The organism is Embleya sp. NPDC056575 (assembly GCF_042793325.1).
Taxonomy (GTDB): Bacteria; Actinomycetota; Actinomycetes; order Streptomycetales; family Streptomycetaceae; genus Embleya.
In genome coordinates this window covers 1-16295 of record NZ_JBHTVA010000040.1, presented here as the reverse complement: position 1 = coordinate 16295, position 16295 = coordinate 1, and the positions used below count along the sequence as shown (strand labels likewise).

Sequence of the window (16295 nt, the reverse complement as noted above, 5' to 3'; positions counted from 1 at the left end):
GCCCTCACCGCCACCGTGCCGGCCCCTGCCCGGCCGCCGGCCCACCCAGTCGGAGCACTGCGATGAACGGATCCACAATCCGAGAACTGCGCATGATGGAGGACCTCGATGCGGTGAGCCTCCTCTATGCCGGCATCTGGGGGTCCCGACCCGGCAACTCACCCATCTCCGCCGAGGTCCTGCGGGCACTCGCGTACACCGGGAACTACGTGGCGGGAGCGTACGAGGACGGTCGTCTGGTGGGAGCGTCGGTCGGCTTCTTCGGCGAACCCGTCGGCACCAGCCTGCACTCGCACATCACCGGCTCCGTGGTGGGGCGCGGCGTGGGCCTCGCCCTCAAGATGCATCAGCGCCAGTGGGCGCTCGCCCATCGACTACGCCGCATCACCTGGACCTACGACCCGCTCATCCGCCGCAACGCCCACTTCAATCTGACCAAACTCGGCGCACTGCCGGAGGAGTACGTGCCGTCCTTCTACGGCGCGATGCACGACACCATCAACGGCGGCGACGAGTCCGACCGGGTCCTGGTCGCCTGGGACCTCACCGCGCCCACCCCGCCCGCAGCGGTCGAACCGCCGCTCGGCGCCGCCCACGGCGTGCGCAATCACCAGGGCCGCCCGGAGACCGCCTCGACCGACGCCGAGACCGTACTCGTCGACCTCCCCGACGACATCGAGGCGCTGCGCCTCACCGACCCCGGCACCGCCCGGGCCTGGCGGCTGGCCGTACGGGCCACCCTGGGCGGTCTGCTCGCCGAAGGCGCCCGCGTCGTCGGCTTCCACGAACGCCGCCGCTACGTGGTGCGACGCGGCACCGCCACCACCACCCGTGTCCGCCCCCCGGTACAGGAGCACCAGTCATGAAGACGAAGATCAACGGCATCGAACTGCGTCGGATCGCGATGCCGCTCGTCACCCCGTTCCGCACCTCCTTCGGCGTGGAGACCACCCGCGACGTGCTGCTGGTCCGTGTCGTCACCGCCGACCACGAAGGGTGGGGCGAGTGCGGGGCCATGTCCGAGCCGCGCTACTCCTCCGAGTACGTGGACGGCGTCCAACACGTGCTGCGCCGGTTCCTGATCCCCGCCCTGCCGAAGGACGGCCTGGACGTGCACGAGCCGGCCCGGGTCATGGCGCCCTTCACCGGCCACCGCATGGCGAAGTCCGCGCTGGAGACGGCGGTGTTGGACGCGCGTCTGCGCGCCGCCGACGAGTCCTTCGGCTCCTACCTGGGCGCTGCGCGGGACCGGGTGCCCTGCGGCGTCTCGGTCGGGATCATGGACTCCGTGCCCGAACTCCTCGACGCCGTGGAGGGGTACATCGCCGAGGGCTACGTGCGGATCAAGCTGAAGATCGAGCCCGGGTGGGACCTCGCTCCGGTACGCGCGGTGCGCGAGCGCTTCGGCGACGAACTGCCGCTGCAGGTCGACGCCAACGCGGCCTATACCCTCTCGGACGCGCAACACCTCGCCGCACTGGACGACTTCGGCCTCCAGCTGATCGAACAGCCCCTGGCCAACGACGACCTGGTCCGGCACGCCGCGCTGGCCAAGCAGCTGCGCACCCCGATCTGCCTGGACGAATCCATCACGTCCGCGGCCGACGCGGCGGCGGCCATCTCCCTCGGCGCCTGCTCCGTCGTCAACATCAAGCCGGGGCGCGTCGGCGGCTATCTCGAAGCCCGCCGCATCCACGACCTCGCCCGGGCCCACGGCGTCGCCGTCTGGTGCGGCGGGATGCTGGAGACCGGCCTCGGCCGCGCCGCCAACGTGGCCCTGGCCGCGCTGCCGGGCTTCACCCTCCCGGGCGACACCTCCGGGTCCGGCCGATACTTCGCCACGGACATCACGAAGCCTTTCGTGCTCTCCGACGGTCACCTCGACGTCCCCACCGCCCCCGGCCTCGGTGTCGAACCCCTGCCCGACATCCTCGACGCGGTGACCACGTCGGTCGAGTGGATCAAGATGTAGGGGGTGGGGCCGCGGCGGGTCGGTTGCCGTGCAGGGCTGTGTGCAGGGCGTTGACGGCGAGGGTGCGGGCGACGTTCGCGGCGCGGGTGTCGCGCAGGCTGTCCAGCAGGAGGAAGTCGTGGACCATGCCCGCCACGCGGACGGAGGTGACGTCGACGCCGGCCTCGCGCAGCCTGTTGGCGTACTGCTCGCCCTCGTCGCGCAGGACGTCGGCCTCGTCGGTGACGACCAGGGTCGTCGGGAGACCTTTGAGTTGATCCAGGGTCGCCCGCAGCGGGGAGGCGTGCGGTTCGGCGCGTTGGGCGGGGTCGGTGGTGTAGGCGTCCCAGAACCACTTCATGCCGTCGCGGGTGAGGTAGTAGCCCTCCGCGAACTGCAGGTACGACGGGGTGTCGAAATCGGCGTCGGTCACCGGGTAGAGCAGGACCTGGGCCTTGAGGTCGATGCCCCCGCGCTCCTTGTTCATCAGCGCGAACACCGTCGCCATGCAGCCGCCGACCGATTCGCCGGTGACGGCGATCCGTGAGGTGTCCAGGCCGTGTTCCGTGCCGTGCTCCAGGACCCACCGGCCCACGGCGTAGTTCTGTTCGACCTGGGTGGGGTACTTCGCCTCGGGCGCCCGGTCGTACACGGGGAAGACGCCCGCGGCGCCCGCGCCGACGGCGAGTTCGCGGAAGAGGCGGTCGTGGGTCCGGTCGTCGCCGAAGACCCAGCCGGCGCCGTGGATGTAGAAGACCACCGGCAGCGCGCCGGTGGCTCCCTTGGGTCGGATGACGCGGGTGCGGACGGTGCCCCACTCGTCGGCGTCCACGTCGACCCACTCCTCGTCGACGTCCGGCCGGGGCACACTCGGGTCGCTCTGCAGCCCCAGCAGGATGTCGCGGCCCTTCTCGGGCGGCACTTCGTAGATCCGCGGATGCGGGGCGGTGGCGTCGCACAACTCCTGCGCGGCGGGTTCGAGGTAGGGCTTGATCGGCGGAGGAAGCGGGGTCATGTCGGCTCCGATCACGAGCACTGCGTGGCCTGGAATGTCCGTCCCGCGCCTACGGCCGACCGCTCGGGTGCGGACGGCCGCTCACGGGACGAGCCCCCCGGCCCATCCTGGTACATATCGGCCGGGTTCGCCTTCGAGGCGGTCGCTACGGTTGCCGGCTCGGGGGTGAAGCGGCGGCGGGGGTTTCCGGCTCGTGCACGGCGGTGGGGGCTTGGTTTCGCGGGCCGCGGAAGGCGATGTAGAGGAAGAGCGCGCCCAGCACGGCCGCGCCCGCCCACATGGCCTGCTGCCAGGCGTCGACGAAGGACTGCCGGGCGGCGTGGAGCAGGTCCGGAGCGTGCGGGCCGGTGTCGTCCGCCACCTCGACGGCGTTGGCGATGCCCTCCCGGGCGGTGTCCGCGGGCCCCCGGGGGATGCCGGTCAGACGGTCCGCGATGGCGCCGCGGTATCCGGCGGACAGCAGCGCGCCGAGCAGGGCCACACCGAGGGCGGTGCCGAACTCGCGGGTGACGTCGTTGAGCGCGGAGGCGACACCCTGCTTCTCGCGCGGCAGGGATCCGGTGATCGCCTCGGTGGAGGGCGTCATGGACAGGCCCATGCCGATCCCCATGGCGAGCATGCCGGGCAGGACGGTCGGATAGCCGCCGGCGGCGGAGACGAACAGGGCCATCAGGGCCAGGCCGATCCCGGCCAGCGCGATGCCCACGGCCATCGTCGCGCGGGAGCCGATCCGTGCCGCGAGCCCGGGGGCCAGGCCCGAGGCCGTCATCATCATCACGGCCATCGGCATCAGCGCCAGCGTGGACAGCAGGCCCGACCACCCGAGCACGGCCTGGAAGAACGGGAACAGGACCACGGCGATACCCGCCTGGACCCCGAAGAGCACCAGCAGCGTCAGCGACCCGCCCGCGAGGCCACGCTCGCGGAACAGCCGTACATCCAGCAGCGAGGCGTCCCGCCGGCGCAGTTCCCAGGCCACGAAACCGAAGGCGGCGACCACGCCGACGGCGAGGGCGACCACCGTCGCCGGGGCCGTCCAACCGTGCTCGGGACCCTCCTGCAGGACGAAGATGAGGCCGACCACGGCGACGACGCAGACCAGCGCGCCGACCGTGTCGAAACGATGAGCCGACTTCTCCCGGGAGTCGGGGACCGACTTCAGCGTCATCGCCAGCGCCACGACGCTCAGCACGACGGGCAGTACGAACAACCAACGCCAGTCCGCGACGTCGACGAGGAACGCGGACAGGAACATGCCCAGGATGCCACCGCCCCCGGCGACACCGGTCCACACGCCGATCGCCTTGCCGCGCCGCGCCTCGGGGAAGGTGGCGGTGATGACGGCCAGGGTGATCGGCATGATCATCGCGGCCCCGACACCGGCGGCCACGCGCGCGGCCAGCATGACCTCCGCCGTCGGGGCCAGGCCCGCCGCGACGCTCGCCGCGGCGAAGACGCCCAACCCGGCGATCAGCATCGGTTTGCGGCCCAGGCGGTCGCCGATCGCGCCGAGCGGCAGCAGGAGCGCGGCCAGGGCGAGGGTGTAGATGTTGATGATCCACAGGACCGTGCCCTGTGAGGCGCCGAACTCGACCGCCATGTGGGTCTGGGCGACGTTCAGCCCGGACACCGACGCGATGACGGCCATGAGCGCGACGGATACGGCGATCAGGATGGCACGCAGCCGGCGTGCGTCGGGTACACCGTCCCCGCCGGCCGCGGCGGTCGGTTCGGGCTGGTTCGTACTCATGGGGTCCTCTCGAAAACGGCATGCCGGGCAGACGCCGGTCGGACCGGTCGCGGGGCGCCGTGGGTGGGGCCGAAGGCTGGGGATCGAGCACTCTCGACGCTAGGCCCGCTTTGCATCACAGGCATACAATGTTGCCCATGACGCAAGAAGATGGGGAGCTGGACAGCCTCGTACGCAAACGCATCCGTGCCCTGCGGGTGGCGCAGGGCTGGTCTCTCGAGGAACTGGCCGGGCGCGCCAACCTCAGTCAGTCCTCACTGAGCCGGATCGAGAACGGCCGGCGCCGGCTCGCCCTGGATCAGCTGGTCACCCTCGCCCGCGCGCTGGACACCACGCTGGACCAGCTCGTGGAGACCGCCGCGGACGACGTCGTGGTCAGTCCGATGATCGACGGCGCGCACGGCCTGATGCGCTGGCCCGTCAAGGGCGACCCCGGCATGAGTGTGGTGCGTCAGCGCATGACGGAGCCGCCGCCGGACAATCCGGCGAGGATGCGCGCCCACCCGGGCCGGGAATGGCTCGTCGTGCTGTCCGGCACGGCGATCCTGATGCTCGGCCATCGCCGCCTCCGCATCGAGACGAACCAGGCCGCCGAGTTCCCCACGATGTTGCCGCACGCGATCGGCACGGCCGGCGGGCCCTGCGAGATCCTGGGCATCTTCGACCGCGACGCCCGCCGCGGCCACCAGCGCGAGGGCGGCGACTCCGGATGCACCCCGCTGGAACGAGTGTGACGCTGGAGTGCGGGATCACCACGTTCGAGGAGGGCCACGATGTCCGTCATGGACAAGCTCAAGCAGATGCTGAAGGGCCACGAGGACAAGGCCGGGCAGGGCGTCGACAAGGCGGGCGACGTCGTCGACGACAAGACCCAGGGCAAGTACAGCGGTCAGGTCGACACTGCCCAGGACAGGCTCAAGGACCGACTCGGCCGGGATCAGGACACTCCGCCGCAGTAACGGCGGAGCGCCACGCGGCGGTCCCCGCCATCCGACATCGGATGGCGGGGACCGCCGTCGTGTTCCGGGTTTCGCCGGCTCACCCCGGTTCAACGATCGCCGGCGGACCGGCTCACCTGTACTGCGTGCTCGCGGTCACGCCGGTGAAGGTCTGCGCGGCGGCGAGGGTGAAGTAGACCCAGCCGGATGGCGGATCGGCGATCGTCAGGGTCTCGGCGTTGCCGGCGTTGGTGGACTTCGCCCGGTAGTCGGTGGTGGTGGCCCAGGTGCCGCCGCCGTAGTACAGGTCGGCGTTGCCGGTGCCCCCGGTGGTGGTGATGGTCAATTCCTTGACGCCGGCCGGCAGGTACAGGAAGTGGTAGGCGGCGTTGCCGGTGGTGGCCGCGAGATTGTCCCGGCGGCAGTTCTTGTCGAACTGCCGGGGGTCGGCGTTGGTGCACAGCGCGATGGCCGCGGCCTCCGGCAGCGGGCCGCAGTCGGCGGTGGCGCAGGTGGTCGTCAGCCAGCCGGCGAAGTCGGCGTCGTAGCCGGTGCCGATGGTCTGCTTCAGGAAGGTGCGGGCGCCGGCCCAGTCGCCGGTGCGGTACTTGGCGAGCACGGTCTCGACGTCGGCGGGGTGCGCCTGGAGCATGTAGCGCACGGCCAGCCAGCCCCACCGGTAGACGCGGGCGGAGTTGACGTCGGGGTTGTCGTCCTGGTCGTAGACGGTGTCGAAGAGTTGGCTGAGCGTGTAGGTCTTCTGTCCGGCCGCGGCGATCGCGTCGGCGTTGCGCTGATTGCGGTAGCCGTACGAGATGTTCTCGGCGATGCCCTCGACCCACCAGATGGTCGGTGTGGTCATGCCGGCCTCGAAGTCGCCGTACATGTTGTAGCGGCCGTCGAGGTAGTGGGTGTACTCGTGGTTGAGGTTCCAGATCTGGAAGGACGGACGCAGCCAGTCGGCCTCGTGGGCGATGAAGCGGGCCTGGTTGCCGGCCAGGTTCGGGTTGCCCTCCTCGTACGTGCCGCCGTTGTCGACGTCGATGTCGTAGATGGCCCAGCCGTACAGCGAGTACTGGGTGTAGTCGTCGAAGACGACGACCTCGAGGTTGGTGTTCACATCGCCCGGGATCGCGCCCTTGTCGCCGATCACCCGGTGGAAGTAGGCGTCCTGGTTGATCAGACTGGTACAGGTTCCGGTCAGTTGCGCGGGGGACATGTCCTGGGCGCGGATCTTCAGGTTCGGGCTACACGTGTGTAGGGTCGGCAGAACCACCGGGAGCACTCGGGCGCCCAGGTCGCAAATGGCGTACGCCGCACAGTTGTTCCGGTCGAACGCACGGGTGTACCAGGCCAGGTTCATGGTGATCGGTCCGGTGGGGCCGATGTTCGGGTAGCGGTTGATCAGGTCCTTCAGCAGCGGCCGGACCCGATCCTTCAACTCGGGGATGTCGAGGGCGTAGCCGAGGAAGCGGCCGACATTGCTGACCACGTCCAAGCGGTTGAGCTGAGCGTTGTTGCGGATGATGAAGTCGGCCCAGGTGTTCGTGATGGTGGGGTCGGCCTTGAGGGCGGCCCGCCAGCCGCGCGCGTCGTTCTTGGCCTTGAAGCCGTTCTCGGCGACCCACTCGACGTGCGCCACGGCGAGCGTCATCCCGTCGGGCCACGTGGCGTCGTAGTTCGCGAGGAGCCACTTGACGACGCCGGCGTACCGGCCGGCGGTGCCGGTGCTGTCGATCAGCGTGACGACCTCGTTGAGGGTCGCGCCGTTGGCGTCGGTGACGTCCTTGCTGCGCGGGGAGGCGAAGAAGGCGTCCAGTGCGCCGCGGGCCGCGGTGTCCAGCGCCGGGCCGTAGGCGCCGACGGCGTTCGTGTTGTTGTCCTGCACGTAGTAGCCGGCGCGCAGGAACAGCACCAACTGCCCGACGGAGGTGTCGTTGGTGCCCGGGTACGCCGCCGAGGCGTCGCGGAGCGCGTCGGCGACGGTGACCATCTTGGCTTCGCGGAAGGCCGTTCCCGCGGTCTGGCCGGTGAGGTTGAACAGTGGGTAGGTGCACGTGACGTCGGGGAGCGCCTTCAGCTGTCGGATCAGCTCGGGGCCGCTCGCGTCGATCACCGCGGACAGGTCGCCGCACGCGTTGGCGGCGGCCGAGAACTGCCTGGCGTCCGCGCCGGATTCGGCGGTCGGGGCGGCCGACCGGGCGTGCTCCTCGGTGCCTTCCTGCGAGGAGATGTTGAAACCGGAGGCGTCGGCCCGGGCGTCGGGTGACTTGGGGACCGGGATCGACCGGGGCGCGGTGGGCGGGGTCTTGCCGGCGCGGGCCGCGGCCGGGGCGGTGGCGGCTTGGGGCTGGGACCGGGCTCGGGTCGTCTGGGCCTGGGCCTGGGCCTGTGGAGCGAACAGGCCGAGGGTCAGGAACAGGGCTACGCCCAGCGCGGGGAGTCTTCGCGCGTGGGCCGTCGATATCCGGGAGAGACGCATGTGCGGGGGCCTCCGGAGCTGTTGGGGCCGCGTACCGGGACGCAGCCTTCCGATGTGCGACATGTAACATGGCACATGTCGCACCGCGCCGGAAGAGTCTCGACCGGAATGCCACCCGCTACGCCTGAAACGCCGTCACATCGCGGGCCCCGTACGGGCGTTGGCCAAGGTGTGCTCGGTCCTGCGAACGTCGACATACCGACGGGCAGGGCCCGTATCCGGGGGCTCGCCCGTCCGCCGGTGGTGGCAGGATCGAAGCCATGGCGAGTGTTTTCGGTGACTTCGAGCTGACCATGGACGAGTTGCGCGTCGTGACGCGCTACGCGGCGGAGAGCGCGCGGGACGTCCTGCACGTGTTCGAGGAGGACGTTCCCGGCGACCCTCGCCCGCGCGAGGCGCTCGACGCCGCCTGGGAGTTCGTCGACGGGGCGCGGCGGACCAGGCTGCAGCGCGTCACCTCCCTGGACGCGCACCGGGCCGCGAAGGACGCGGGCACCGAAGCGGCCCGCCTTGCCGCGCGGTCCGCCGGTGACGCGGCGGCCGCGGCCTACCTGCACCCGATATCGCGGGCCACCCAGGTCGGACACATCCTGCGCGCCGCGGCGAGCGCCGCCCGCGTCGGCGAACTGGGCGCGGGCGGCGACCCCGCGGTCGGGGACGCGCTGATCGAACAGGCTCGGCGACGCGCCACGCCGGAACTGGTGTCCGTGCTGCTGCGATACCCCCTCGCGCCGACCTCGGGAAACCGCGTCGGACAGCTCATGAGCGCCCTGGACGCCGCGCTGCGGGCGGGTGCCTGAACCGCGGGGCGCCGTCGAGTTGTTCACCCGGCCGGGCCTGCTCGCGCCGATGGCCGGGGGTGGGTACAGGCCCACCGGGGTCCGGGGGACAGTGCCATCGTCGTGGTGTCGGGGCGGCGGCAGGCTGGACGCACAGCCCACGAAACGGAGTGTCGTCATGAACAGCCCCACACGACGGACCGTCCTGCGCGGTGGCGCACTCGCGGCGGGCGGGATCGCCGCAGGCGTCCTCGGCGCGACCGGGCCGGCCTTCGCCGCCGGAGCGCAGGCCGATCCCGACGCCGTCGATCGTCGCCGATTCCCGTTCCTGGAGGGCGCGTTGGCTCCGCAGCGGGAGGAGGTCACCGCCTTCGACCTGCCCGTCACCGGTCGTCTGCCGCGCGCGCTCGACGGTCGATACCTGCGCAACGGACCCAACGTGCTGGGCCTCGAAGACCCCCGGGCGCACCACTGGATGATCGGCGCGGGAATGGTCCACGGCGTACGGCTGCGCGACGGCCGGGCCGAGTGGTACCGCAGTCGCTGGGTGCGTTCCGCCGACGTCGCCGCCCGCCTCGGGGAACCGTACCGGGGCCCCCAGCCGCCCCCCGTCGACGACTTCGCGGCCAACACGCACGTGATCGGGTACCGGGGACGTATCCTGGCGTGCCAGGAGGGCGGACCGCTGCCCTACGCGCTCGACGGCGACCTGAACACCGTCGGGCTGTGCGACTTCGACCGCACCCTCGACGGATCCTTCGCGGCGCACACCAAGTTCGACCCGCACACCGGCGAACTGCACGCGGTGACGTACGCCATCGACTGGGACCACGTGCGCCACATCGTGCTGGACCGGGCCGGGCACGTCGCCCGAACCACGCGCGTCCCGGTCGCGGACTCGCCGATGATGCACGACTTCGGCCTCACCGAGAAGTACGTCGTCCTCTTCGACAACCCCATCACCTTCGACGCCGAGGCCGCCGCAGCCGGGGCCCTGGTGCCCTACGTCTGGAACGCACGACACCCGGCGCGCGTCGGCCTGTTGCCACGAGCGGGCGGCCCGACGGCATGGTTCGACATCCCGCCGTTCTACTTCTCGCACACACTCAACGCCTACGACGACGGCGCCGGCCGTGTCGTCGTCGACTTCACGCGCATGCCCGCGCCCTTCGAGCCCGCCGGACGCGGACTCGGCGGTCCGGCCGCGGCCGGACCACCCTCGCTGCATCGCTGGACGATCGACCCCGTGCGCGGCGTCGTGCGCACCGAACGGGTCGACGATCGCCCGCAGGAGTTCCCCCGGATCAACGAGGCGTACCTGGGCAGGCGCCACCGATACGGCTACACCGCGGCGTCCGTCGAGCTGTACCGCGCCTACGGGCCGGCGGTGAGCGAGAGCGGCATCCGGGCGGGCAATGGGCTGGTCAAGCACGACCTGCTGCGCGGTACGACCGCGGTGCACCGCCTTCCGCGCGGCGCGGACGCGAGCGAGCCGGTGTTCGTTCCGGCCGAGCGGGGCGCGTCCGCGGGACGCGCCGAGGACGACGGCTACATCCTCGCCTACGTGAACAACCCCGAGCGCGACGCCACCGACCTGGTCGTCCTGTCCGCGCAGGATTTCACCGGCAAGCCGGTGGCGCGTGTCCATCTCCCCGTCCGGGTCCCGCTCGGCTTCCACGGCAGCTGGGTCCCGACGGACTGACGCCGCGATGCGCCGCCCGCCGGGCGAGCGATCACGAACATCGCGAATACATAAGGTTGTTGGTGTATTGCCCTGTGTGACAGGGGTAGTTGTACGGGTGTGCCGGCTCCCCCCGTGGTCGGCACCCGCGCGGCCCGACGTCGGTAGACCCCCGTCCGACCGTCGGGCCGCGTCCGCCACGCACCCGTCCGGTCACGGCGTTGGCATCGGGGACGACCCGGGGCTCGGGGACGTAGTGGTCGTTGGGGGTATGGATCATTCGGGTGAACTGGGGGGATGGGGGTTGCCGGAGACGGGCGGCCTCGTTGAACCGGGTGCGCGTCGCGGTCCGGCGGCGCGGATGTTGCGCTATACGGGAGAATGTCGTGAACTCGTTGAAAAAGGCCGGAGCCCTGGCCGTCGGTACCGCCGCTCTCGTGATGGCGGGCACGGGTGCCGCGAGCGCGAGCTCCGAGGCCGACGCCGCCGCGGTGAAGTCCTCGGGGGTCTTTTCCGGCAACATCGGCCAGTCTCCGTTCCACACGCCGGCCGAGGGGTGCGCCAATACCGCCAACGCGGTCGCCGCGCTCAACCCGGCGTTCGGGAGCGAATGCGTCATCGCCGAGATCGAGAACAACGACTACGACGACGGGGACTACGACGACTACGACCACGAGGGTGACCACCACCGTCCCCACGGTCACCGCCCCCACGGCGGCGGTGGCTACCAGCACGACGACGGCCACCGCTCGCTCCTGGAGCGTGTCGGGGTCTGACGACCCGCCGAACCGGGAGCCGGTGCTCGCGCGGTCGGCCCCGACCATCGGAACGAACGCCGTTGATTGAACGCGGTTCCCGTTGCCTCGCCCCGTCGGATCCCACCCGGATCCGGCGGGGCGAATCGGTTGACGGGTGACGGTGCGCGGCGTTCGTCATCCGGTCCACGTGACGACGTCGGCCTCCGGGACTCGAATCGTGGTCTCGGAGGCCGACGCCGTCACGTGGGTGTGCGGGCTACCGCTCAGCAGGGTTGGTCGATGTGGTCCGCGTGGAAGTGCACGGCTCCCAGCACCTGCGGATCGAACACGTCCAGGAGACCGCGCAGCGGCTCGTCGGGCTGGTCGGGGCCCCAGAGTTCCAGGGCCATCTCGCCGTGGTAGAGCATCGGCCAGCGCACGTAGTGGCGGGTGTCCTCGGGATCGTGCAGCGCCCGCGAGTCGGCCAGCGTGGAGCGGGCCACGTCGATCATCAGGTCGGTGCCACAGCCGAACCCGTACGGATAGCGGTCCCGGTCCGGCGGGATGCTCTCGATCAGCGCCGGGTCGGCGTACGAGACACCGACGTGCGCGTGCAGGCCCGCCCGAATGGCCGGCACCTCGCGGGTGCCGTTCGGATCCCACTGCCAGTGCCCCGCCGCGTTTTTGCCGACGCGCACGGTGGGTGCCGCCTCGAACAGCGCGCAGACCTCCCAGGCCTCGACCGACGGTGCCATCGGCTGCACGCCCTCCGGCGCCAGGACGCGCACCCGGCCCCGCTCCAGGTGATGGTCGACGGCCACGAGGTCGCCGGTGGACAGGTCGCGTTTGTCGACCCCCCAGCGTCCGGACGCGGTGACCACGAGCGCGTCGAGGTCGGGATCGAACGCGAAGAGCATGCCCTCGCTGAAGCCCTGGAGGTTGAGGTACATCGCATAGGTGCGGCTCAGCCGGGGCGAGACGAAGTCGCGCATCGCGTGCGGCGCGGGCAGCAGCCCGAGGTCCCCCATCCGGGTCCCGGCCGCCACCAGGCTTCGCGGCGCGCGGGCCGCGGCCCACGCCTCGGCGGTGATCGCGTCGCGCACCACGTCGTGCCGGCCCGCCACCTCGTGCGCACACGCCGCGGCGACCAGTCGATCGCAGACGCCCTGGGCGACGTGCGCGGTCTCGGTGGGGTGTCCGCCCTCCATCGTGCACAGCGTCGCCTCGGCGACCTCCCCGGGCAGCGTGCCCGGGGTGATGAACACGACGGTGAACACGCCGACCCTGGCCATCAGGATCCGGGCGACGCGCACCACCTCGGGATGCGCCATCTCGCTCATCCGCTCGGGCACTTCCGCGACCGCGACCAGTCGCCCGACCATGCCCTGCCGACCCTGGTCCTTGCGGAGCCTGAGCAGCAGCGGAGTGGGTTCCTCCACGATCCGGTCGGCCAGCGGCGCGGGGCCGTCGGGCACCGACACGCCCACCAGGACCACGTCGAGCCGGGTCTCGCGATCGGCCGACGGGATCAGCCGGTGCCCGCCGCGGACGAACGCCGCCGTCAGGTCGTCCAGGAACGACCGCACCACGTCGGAGAGTTCGGGGGCCGGCTCGACGACTCGGACACTGCACGAACGCCACCAGTCCAACTCTTCCAACCGCCGCCCGGAGGCCGGGGCGGCGCAGTACGCCGACGTTGTTTCCGCTGGGGTCACGGTCATGCGGGGGCTCCTGAGGTTGCTGCGCGGAAGGCGAGGACGGCGTTTTGGCCGCCGAACGCGACCGAGGTGGAGATCGCGGTGTTCAGGCGAGTGGGGCGGCGCGGGGCTTTGGCAACCACGTCCAGATCGAAAGCGGGGTCGGTGCGATGGTGATTGGCCGTGGGTGGGATGCTCCCGTGTTCGAGGGTCAGCACGGTGACGGCCGCCTCGATCGCGCCGCCCGCGCCCCCGGAGTGGCCCAGGACGCTTTTCACGGCGGTGACCGGCGGGCAGCGGTCGAAGGTGGCCGCGAGGAAGCGGGCCTCGGCGGCATCGTTGAGGACCGTGCCGGTGCCGTGCGTGTTGACGTGGTCGACGTCGCCCGGGCTCCAGTCGGCGTCGGCCAGCGCCGCGAGGGTGGCGAGCCGGGCGCCGCGGCCGTCGGGGTGCGGCGCGGTGACGTGGTGGGCGTCGTTGGCCGAGCCGTACCCGGACAGCAGGGCTCGCACCCGGGCGCCACGGGCACGGGCGTGCTCCAGCCGCTCCAGGACCAGGACGCCGATGCCCTCGCCCAGCACGAAGCCGTCACGGTCGGCGTCGAACGGCCGACACGCCTGCTCCGGGTCGCCGGACCGGGTGGACAGCGCGCCCAGTTGGGCGAAGGAGGCCGCGGTGATGCGGTTGCACATCGTGTCGGCGCCGCCGGCGAAGACGACGTCCAGGGTGCCCGCGCGCACCAGGTCGCGGGCGACGCCCAGCGCGGTCGCGCCCGACGCGCAGCCGGCCGCGGGCGCGAAGTTGGTGCCCTGGGCGCCCAGGTCGAGGGCGACCTCGGTGGCCGGGTTGTTCGGCAGGGAACGGGGCAGCGCGGCGGGGGAGATGGTGGTGGCCCGATCCGCGCTCAGTCTCGCGATGGCCTCCGTCAGGGACTCCATGCCCGGACCGCCCGAGCCGATGATCACGCCGACGCGGGTGGGGTCCCAGGCACCCGGGTCCGGGGCGGCGTCGGCCAGGGCCTCGCGCGCGGCGGCGACCGTCATGCGAGCCGTGCGATCCATGCGACGGGACAACCGCCGACCCAGGAGGGCGTCCCCGTCGAAGTCGGGCACGGTACAGGAGACGTCGACGGCCAGGCCGGCGAGGACCGGGTCGCGGCGGGCCGTGGAAACGCCCGCGCACAGGGTCCGCCAGGTGGCTTCGACGCCGATCCCGCCGGCGGTGACCAGGCCCAGACCGGTGACCGCGACCTCGGCCGAGGCCACCTCAGCCCTCCGAGGACGGGGCACCCGCAACGGAGGCCGAGCCGGAGGGAGCGCCGGCGCCGCCGGGTGCGTCGGAAGGGGCCGCGGTGCCGCGAGCCCCCGGGACGAACGCCTCGCAGCCCGGGGCCGCCTCGAACGCCGCGGCGGCCTGGACCAACGTGGTGTCCTTGTCCAGGTTGCCGAGCCCGCGGAAGTCCTTGTCCGTCCGGTCCGCGACGATGACCGCCAGCTCCGCCAGTGACAGCGAGTCCAACTCCAGCGTGGCGAACGTCGCTTCGGGAACGATATCTGCGGCGTCGATGCCGAACTCCTCGACCAGCAACTCACACAGCATCGCGTACACGGGGAATGCCTTCCTGCTCGGTCGGACCGGGCACACCCGGCGGCGCGTCGCCGTACAGCAACCCCGATCGGGTATGCGATCGAGCATCTTGTGTATCGGTGGCGAGGTCGGGGGCAAAACTCCCGAGCGACCGCCCCCGCACCCCCGAACCGGCCCTTCACCTGGGGCGATGCGTCGGGAACGGCACCGGTAGCCCGCCCGGATGTTCACCCGCAAGTACGCAACCATCGGGGGCCGCGAACGCGCGACCGCGGACGTGGCGTGACCTTTGCCGAGTCCGTGCGGTTAACCGGCCCGTACGAGGTGCGCTCGCTCGTCCCTCCGCACCCGAGGACGCCCCCGGGGTGCCGGGCGGTTCGCTTCCGCCCGTTTCGAGAAGGAGGCAGTAATGTCCACGGCCCTGGTCACCGGCGCCAGTTGTGGTCTCGGCGCCGACCTCGCCCGCGCCCTCGCTGGCCGCGGCCACGATCTGGTCCTGGTCGCCCGAGGCGCCGAACCCCTCGACCGCCTCGCGAGCGAACTGGCCGCCGAACACGGCATCGAAGCCCGCGCGTTGCCCGCCGACCTGACGGTCGAGGGCGACCTCGAACGGGTGGCCGAGGCGGCGTACGGCAGCGACATCCTGATCAACAACGCCGGCGCCGCCCTGGGCACACCCTTCGACCGCACCACGTGGGCGGACGAGCAGCGCATGCTCGCGCTCAACGTCGTCGCCCCGTCGCGGCTCGTCCACGCCGCGCTGCCGCACATGCTCCGGCGCGGCTTCGGCCGGATCCTGGTCGTCTCCTCGGTGGCCGCGCTCGGGCCCGCCTGGCAGGGCACGGCGTACGGCGCGACCAAGTCGTACGAGTTGGCCATGACCCAATCGTTGGCCTACTCCCGTCGTATCCGCGCCTCGCCCGTCGCGCTCACCGCACTCGTACTCGGCTACACCGCATCGCAGTTCCACGTGCGGGCCGGCATCACCGCACCACCCCCCTCGCTCACGCTCGCATCGCCCTACGTGGCGAAGCAGGCGGTACGGGCCATCCATCGGCGGCGTCCGCCGGTCGTATGCGTCCCGAGCGTGCGCTACCGGGTGCTGGCCGGGCTCCTGCGCCATGCCCCGTACCGGTCGCTGACCGTCCCCGGCATCGCCAAGGACTTCACCAGCGACCCGGCCGAACTCGGCGGCCCCGACGCCGGTCGGGTGGTGTCGCCCCGCGACGAAGGCCCCGACGAGGTATCCGCCGTCGAGGGCCGCGGGGACGACCGGGCTCGATCCTGAGGGGTGATACTGCGCCGAACGAGCGACCGCCAATCAGGCGATCATCACGCCCCGGAACTCGACTCTCGTTGATATGCCCTGGTCAGGCGCGTGCGCACGACGACTCGTGGGCATTTCTCGTGCGCCGCGCCCGGTAGCCTGCCCGGTCTGCGACACGGCCGCGGTCGGGGGACGGAATGCCGTCACCGCCGGAACCGCCCTGTCGCGGCGCGCACATCGTTCGTTCACAGGAGGTTCGGTCGGGTGTTCAGTCGTGTTGCCATCGTCAATCGCGGGGAGGCCGCGATGCGGCTCGTCCACGCCGTCCGGGAGCTGGCCGCGGAGACCGGCACCCGGATCGAGACCGTCGCTCTGTACACCGACGTCGACCGTACGGCCACCTTCGTGCGC

General features: G+C 71.6%; 15 protein-coding genes. 9 read left to right on the top strand and 6 right to left on the bottom strand.

All coding sequences use genetic code 11. The features are described from left to right. The first annotated feature begins 62 nt into the window (after positions 1-62). Entirely contained in the window at positions 63-866 is an 804-nt protein-coding gene (locus tag ACFRCG_RS28725) for a GNAT family N-acetyltransferase (RefSeq protein WP_380036697.1), read from the top strand. Beyond that, positions 863-1972 (top strand): o-succinylbenzoate synthase, encoded by a 1110-nt coding sequence (gene menC, locus ACFRCG_RS28720; protein ID WP_380036695.1) that lies wholly within the window; start codon positions 863-865, stop codon positions 1970-1972. Before ACFRCG_RS28725 ends, menC begins: the two co-directional genes overlap by 4 nt. Here menC and ACFRCG_RS28715 read toward each other — a convergent pair. Together ACFRCG_RS28715 and ACFRCG_RS28710 are read right to left on the bottom strand one after the other, a co-directional pair. Beyond that, positions 1962-2966 carry an alpha/beta hydrolase gene (locus ACFRCG_RS28715; protein WP_380036693.1) on the bottom strand — a complete coding sequence of 335 codons (1005 nt, stop codon included), beginning with the start codon at positions 2964-2966 and terminating at the stop codon, positions 1962-1964. The genes menC and ACFRCG_RS28715 overlap by 11 nt on opposite strands. A 145-nt stretch (positions 2967-3111) precedes the next feature. Continuing rightward, positions 3112-4716, bottom strand: coding sequence for an MFS transporter (locus ACFRCG_RS28710; RefSeq protein ID WP_380036691.1), 1605 nt, complete (start codon positions 4714-4716; stop codon positions 3112-3114). A gap of 128 nt (positions 4717-4844) precedes the next feature. Between ACFRCG_RS28710 and ACFRCG_RS28705 the strand changes: the two genes are divergently transcribed. Both ACFRCG_RS28705 and ACFRCG_RS28700 read left to right on the top strand, forming a co-directional pair. Then, the gene (locus tag ACFRCG_RS28705) at positions 4845-5450 is read left to right on the top strand and encodes a helix-turn-helix domain-containing protein (RefSeq protein WP_380036689.1); all 606 of its coding nucleotides are present in this window, start codon (positions 4845-4847) and stop codon (positions 5448-5450) included. A gap of 39 nt (positions 5451-5489) precedes the next feature. Continuing rightward, on the top strand, positions 5490-5675 hold the full coding sequence (locus tag ACFRCG_RS28700) for an antitoxin (protein WP_380036687.1): 186 nt from the start codon (positions 5490-5492) through the stop codon (positions 5673-5675). 112 nt (positions 5676-5787) lie between these two features. Here ACFRCG_RS28700 and ACFRCG_RS28695 read toward each other — a convergent pair whose 3' ends face one another. Then, entirely contained in the window at positions 5788-8136 is a 2349-nt protein-coding gene (locus tag ACFRCG_RS28695) for a collagenase (RefSeq protein ID WP_380036685.1), read from the bottom strand. Between the two features lie 260 nt (positions 8137-8396). Here ACFRCG_RS28695 and ACFRCG_RS28690 point away from each other — a divergent pair, with 260 nt between their 5' ends. From ACFRCG_RS28690 to ACFRCG_RS28680, 3 genes are all read left to right on the top strand, one after another. Next, positions 8397-8936 carry a putative immunity protein gene (locus tag ACFRCG_RS28690; RefSeq protein WP_380036683.1) on the top strand — a complete coding sequence of 180 codons (540 nt, stop codon included), beginning with the start codon at positions 8397-8399 and terminating at the stop codon, positions 8934-8936. Positions 8937-9093: 157 nt separating this feature from the next. After that, positions 9094-10617 carry a carotenoid oxygenase family protein gene (locus tag ACFRCG_RS28685; RefSeq protein ID WP_380036681.1) on the top strand — a complete coding sequence of 508 codons (1524 nt, stop codon included), beginning with the start codon at positions 9094-9096 and terminating at the stop codon, positions 10615-10617. Between the two features lie 365 nt (positions 10618-10982). Further along, a complete protein-coding gene (locus ACFRCG_RS28680) occupies positions 10983-11372 on the top strand; it encodes a chaplin (RefSeq protein WP_380036679.1) in 390 nt (129 codons plus the stop codon). A gap of 245 nt (positions 11373-11617) precedes the next feature. On the opposite strand, the gene ACFRCG_RS28675 is transcribed toward ACFRCG_RS28680, so the two are convergent. From ACFRCG_RS28675 to ACFRCG_RS28665, 3 genes are read right to left on the bottom strand one after another with little or no spacing between them, the layout of a single operon-like run. Then, the gene (locus tag ACFRCG_RS28675; protein ID WP_380036677.1) at positions 11618-13054 is read right to left on the bottom strand and encodes a hypothetical protein; all 1437 of its coding nucleotides are present in this window, start codon (positions 13052-13054) and stop codon (positions 11618-11620) included. Next, complete coding sequence (locus tag ACFRCG_RS28670; RefSeq protein ID WP_380036675.1) at positions 13051-14295, bottom strand: beta-ketoacyl-[acyl-carrier-protein] synthase family protein; 1245 nt, start codon at positions 14293-14295, stop codon at positions 13051-13053. The genes ACFRCG_RS28675 and ACFRCG_RS28670 overlap by 4 nt, the downstream gene beginning before the upstream one ends. 1 nt (position 14296) lies before the next feature. After that, complete coding sequence (locus ACFRCG_RS28665) at positions 14297-14629, bottom strand: acyl carrier protein (protein WP_380036841.1); 333 nt, start codon at positions 14627-14629, stop codon at positions 14297-14299. Positions 14630-15026: 397 nt separating this feature from the next. Between ACFRCG_RS28665 and ACFRCG_RS28660 the strand changes: the two genes are divergently transcribed. Together ACFRCG_RS28660 and ACFRCG_RS28655 are read left to right on the top strand one after the other, a co-directional pair. Continuing rightward, complete coding sequence (locus tag ACFRCG_RS28660) at positions 15027-15905, top strand: SDR family NAD(P)-dependent oxidoreductase (RefSeq protein ID WP_380036673.1); 879 nt, start codon at positions 15027-15029, stop codon at positions 15903-15905. 90 nt (positions 15906-15995) lie between these two features. Further along, on the top strand, positions 15996-16295 hold a 300-nt coding region (locus ACFRCG_RS28655), incomplete at its 3' end, for a biotin carboxylase N-terminal domain-containing protein (RefSeq protein WP_380036671.1).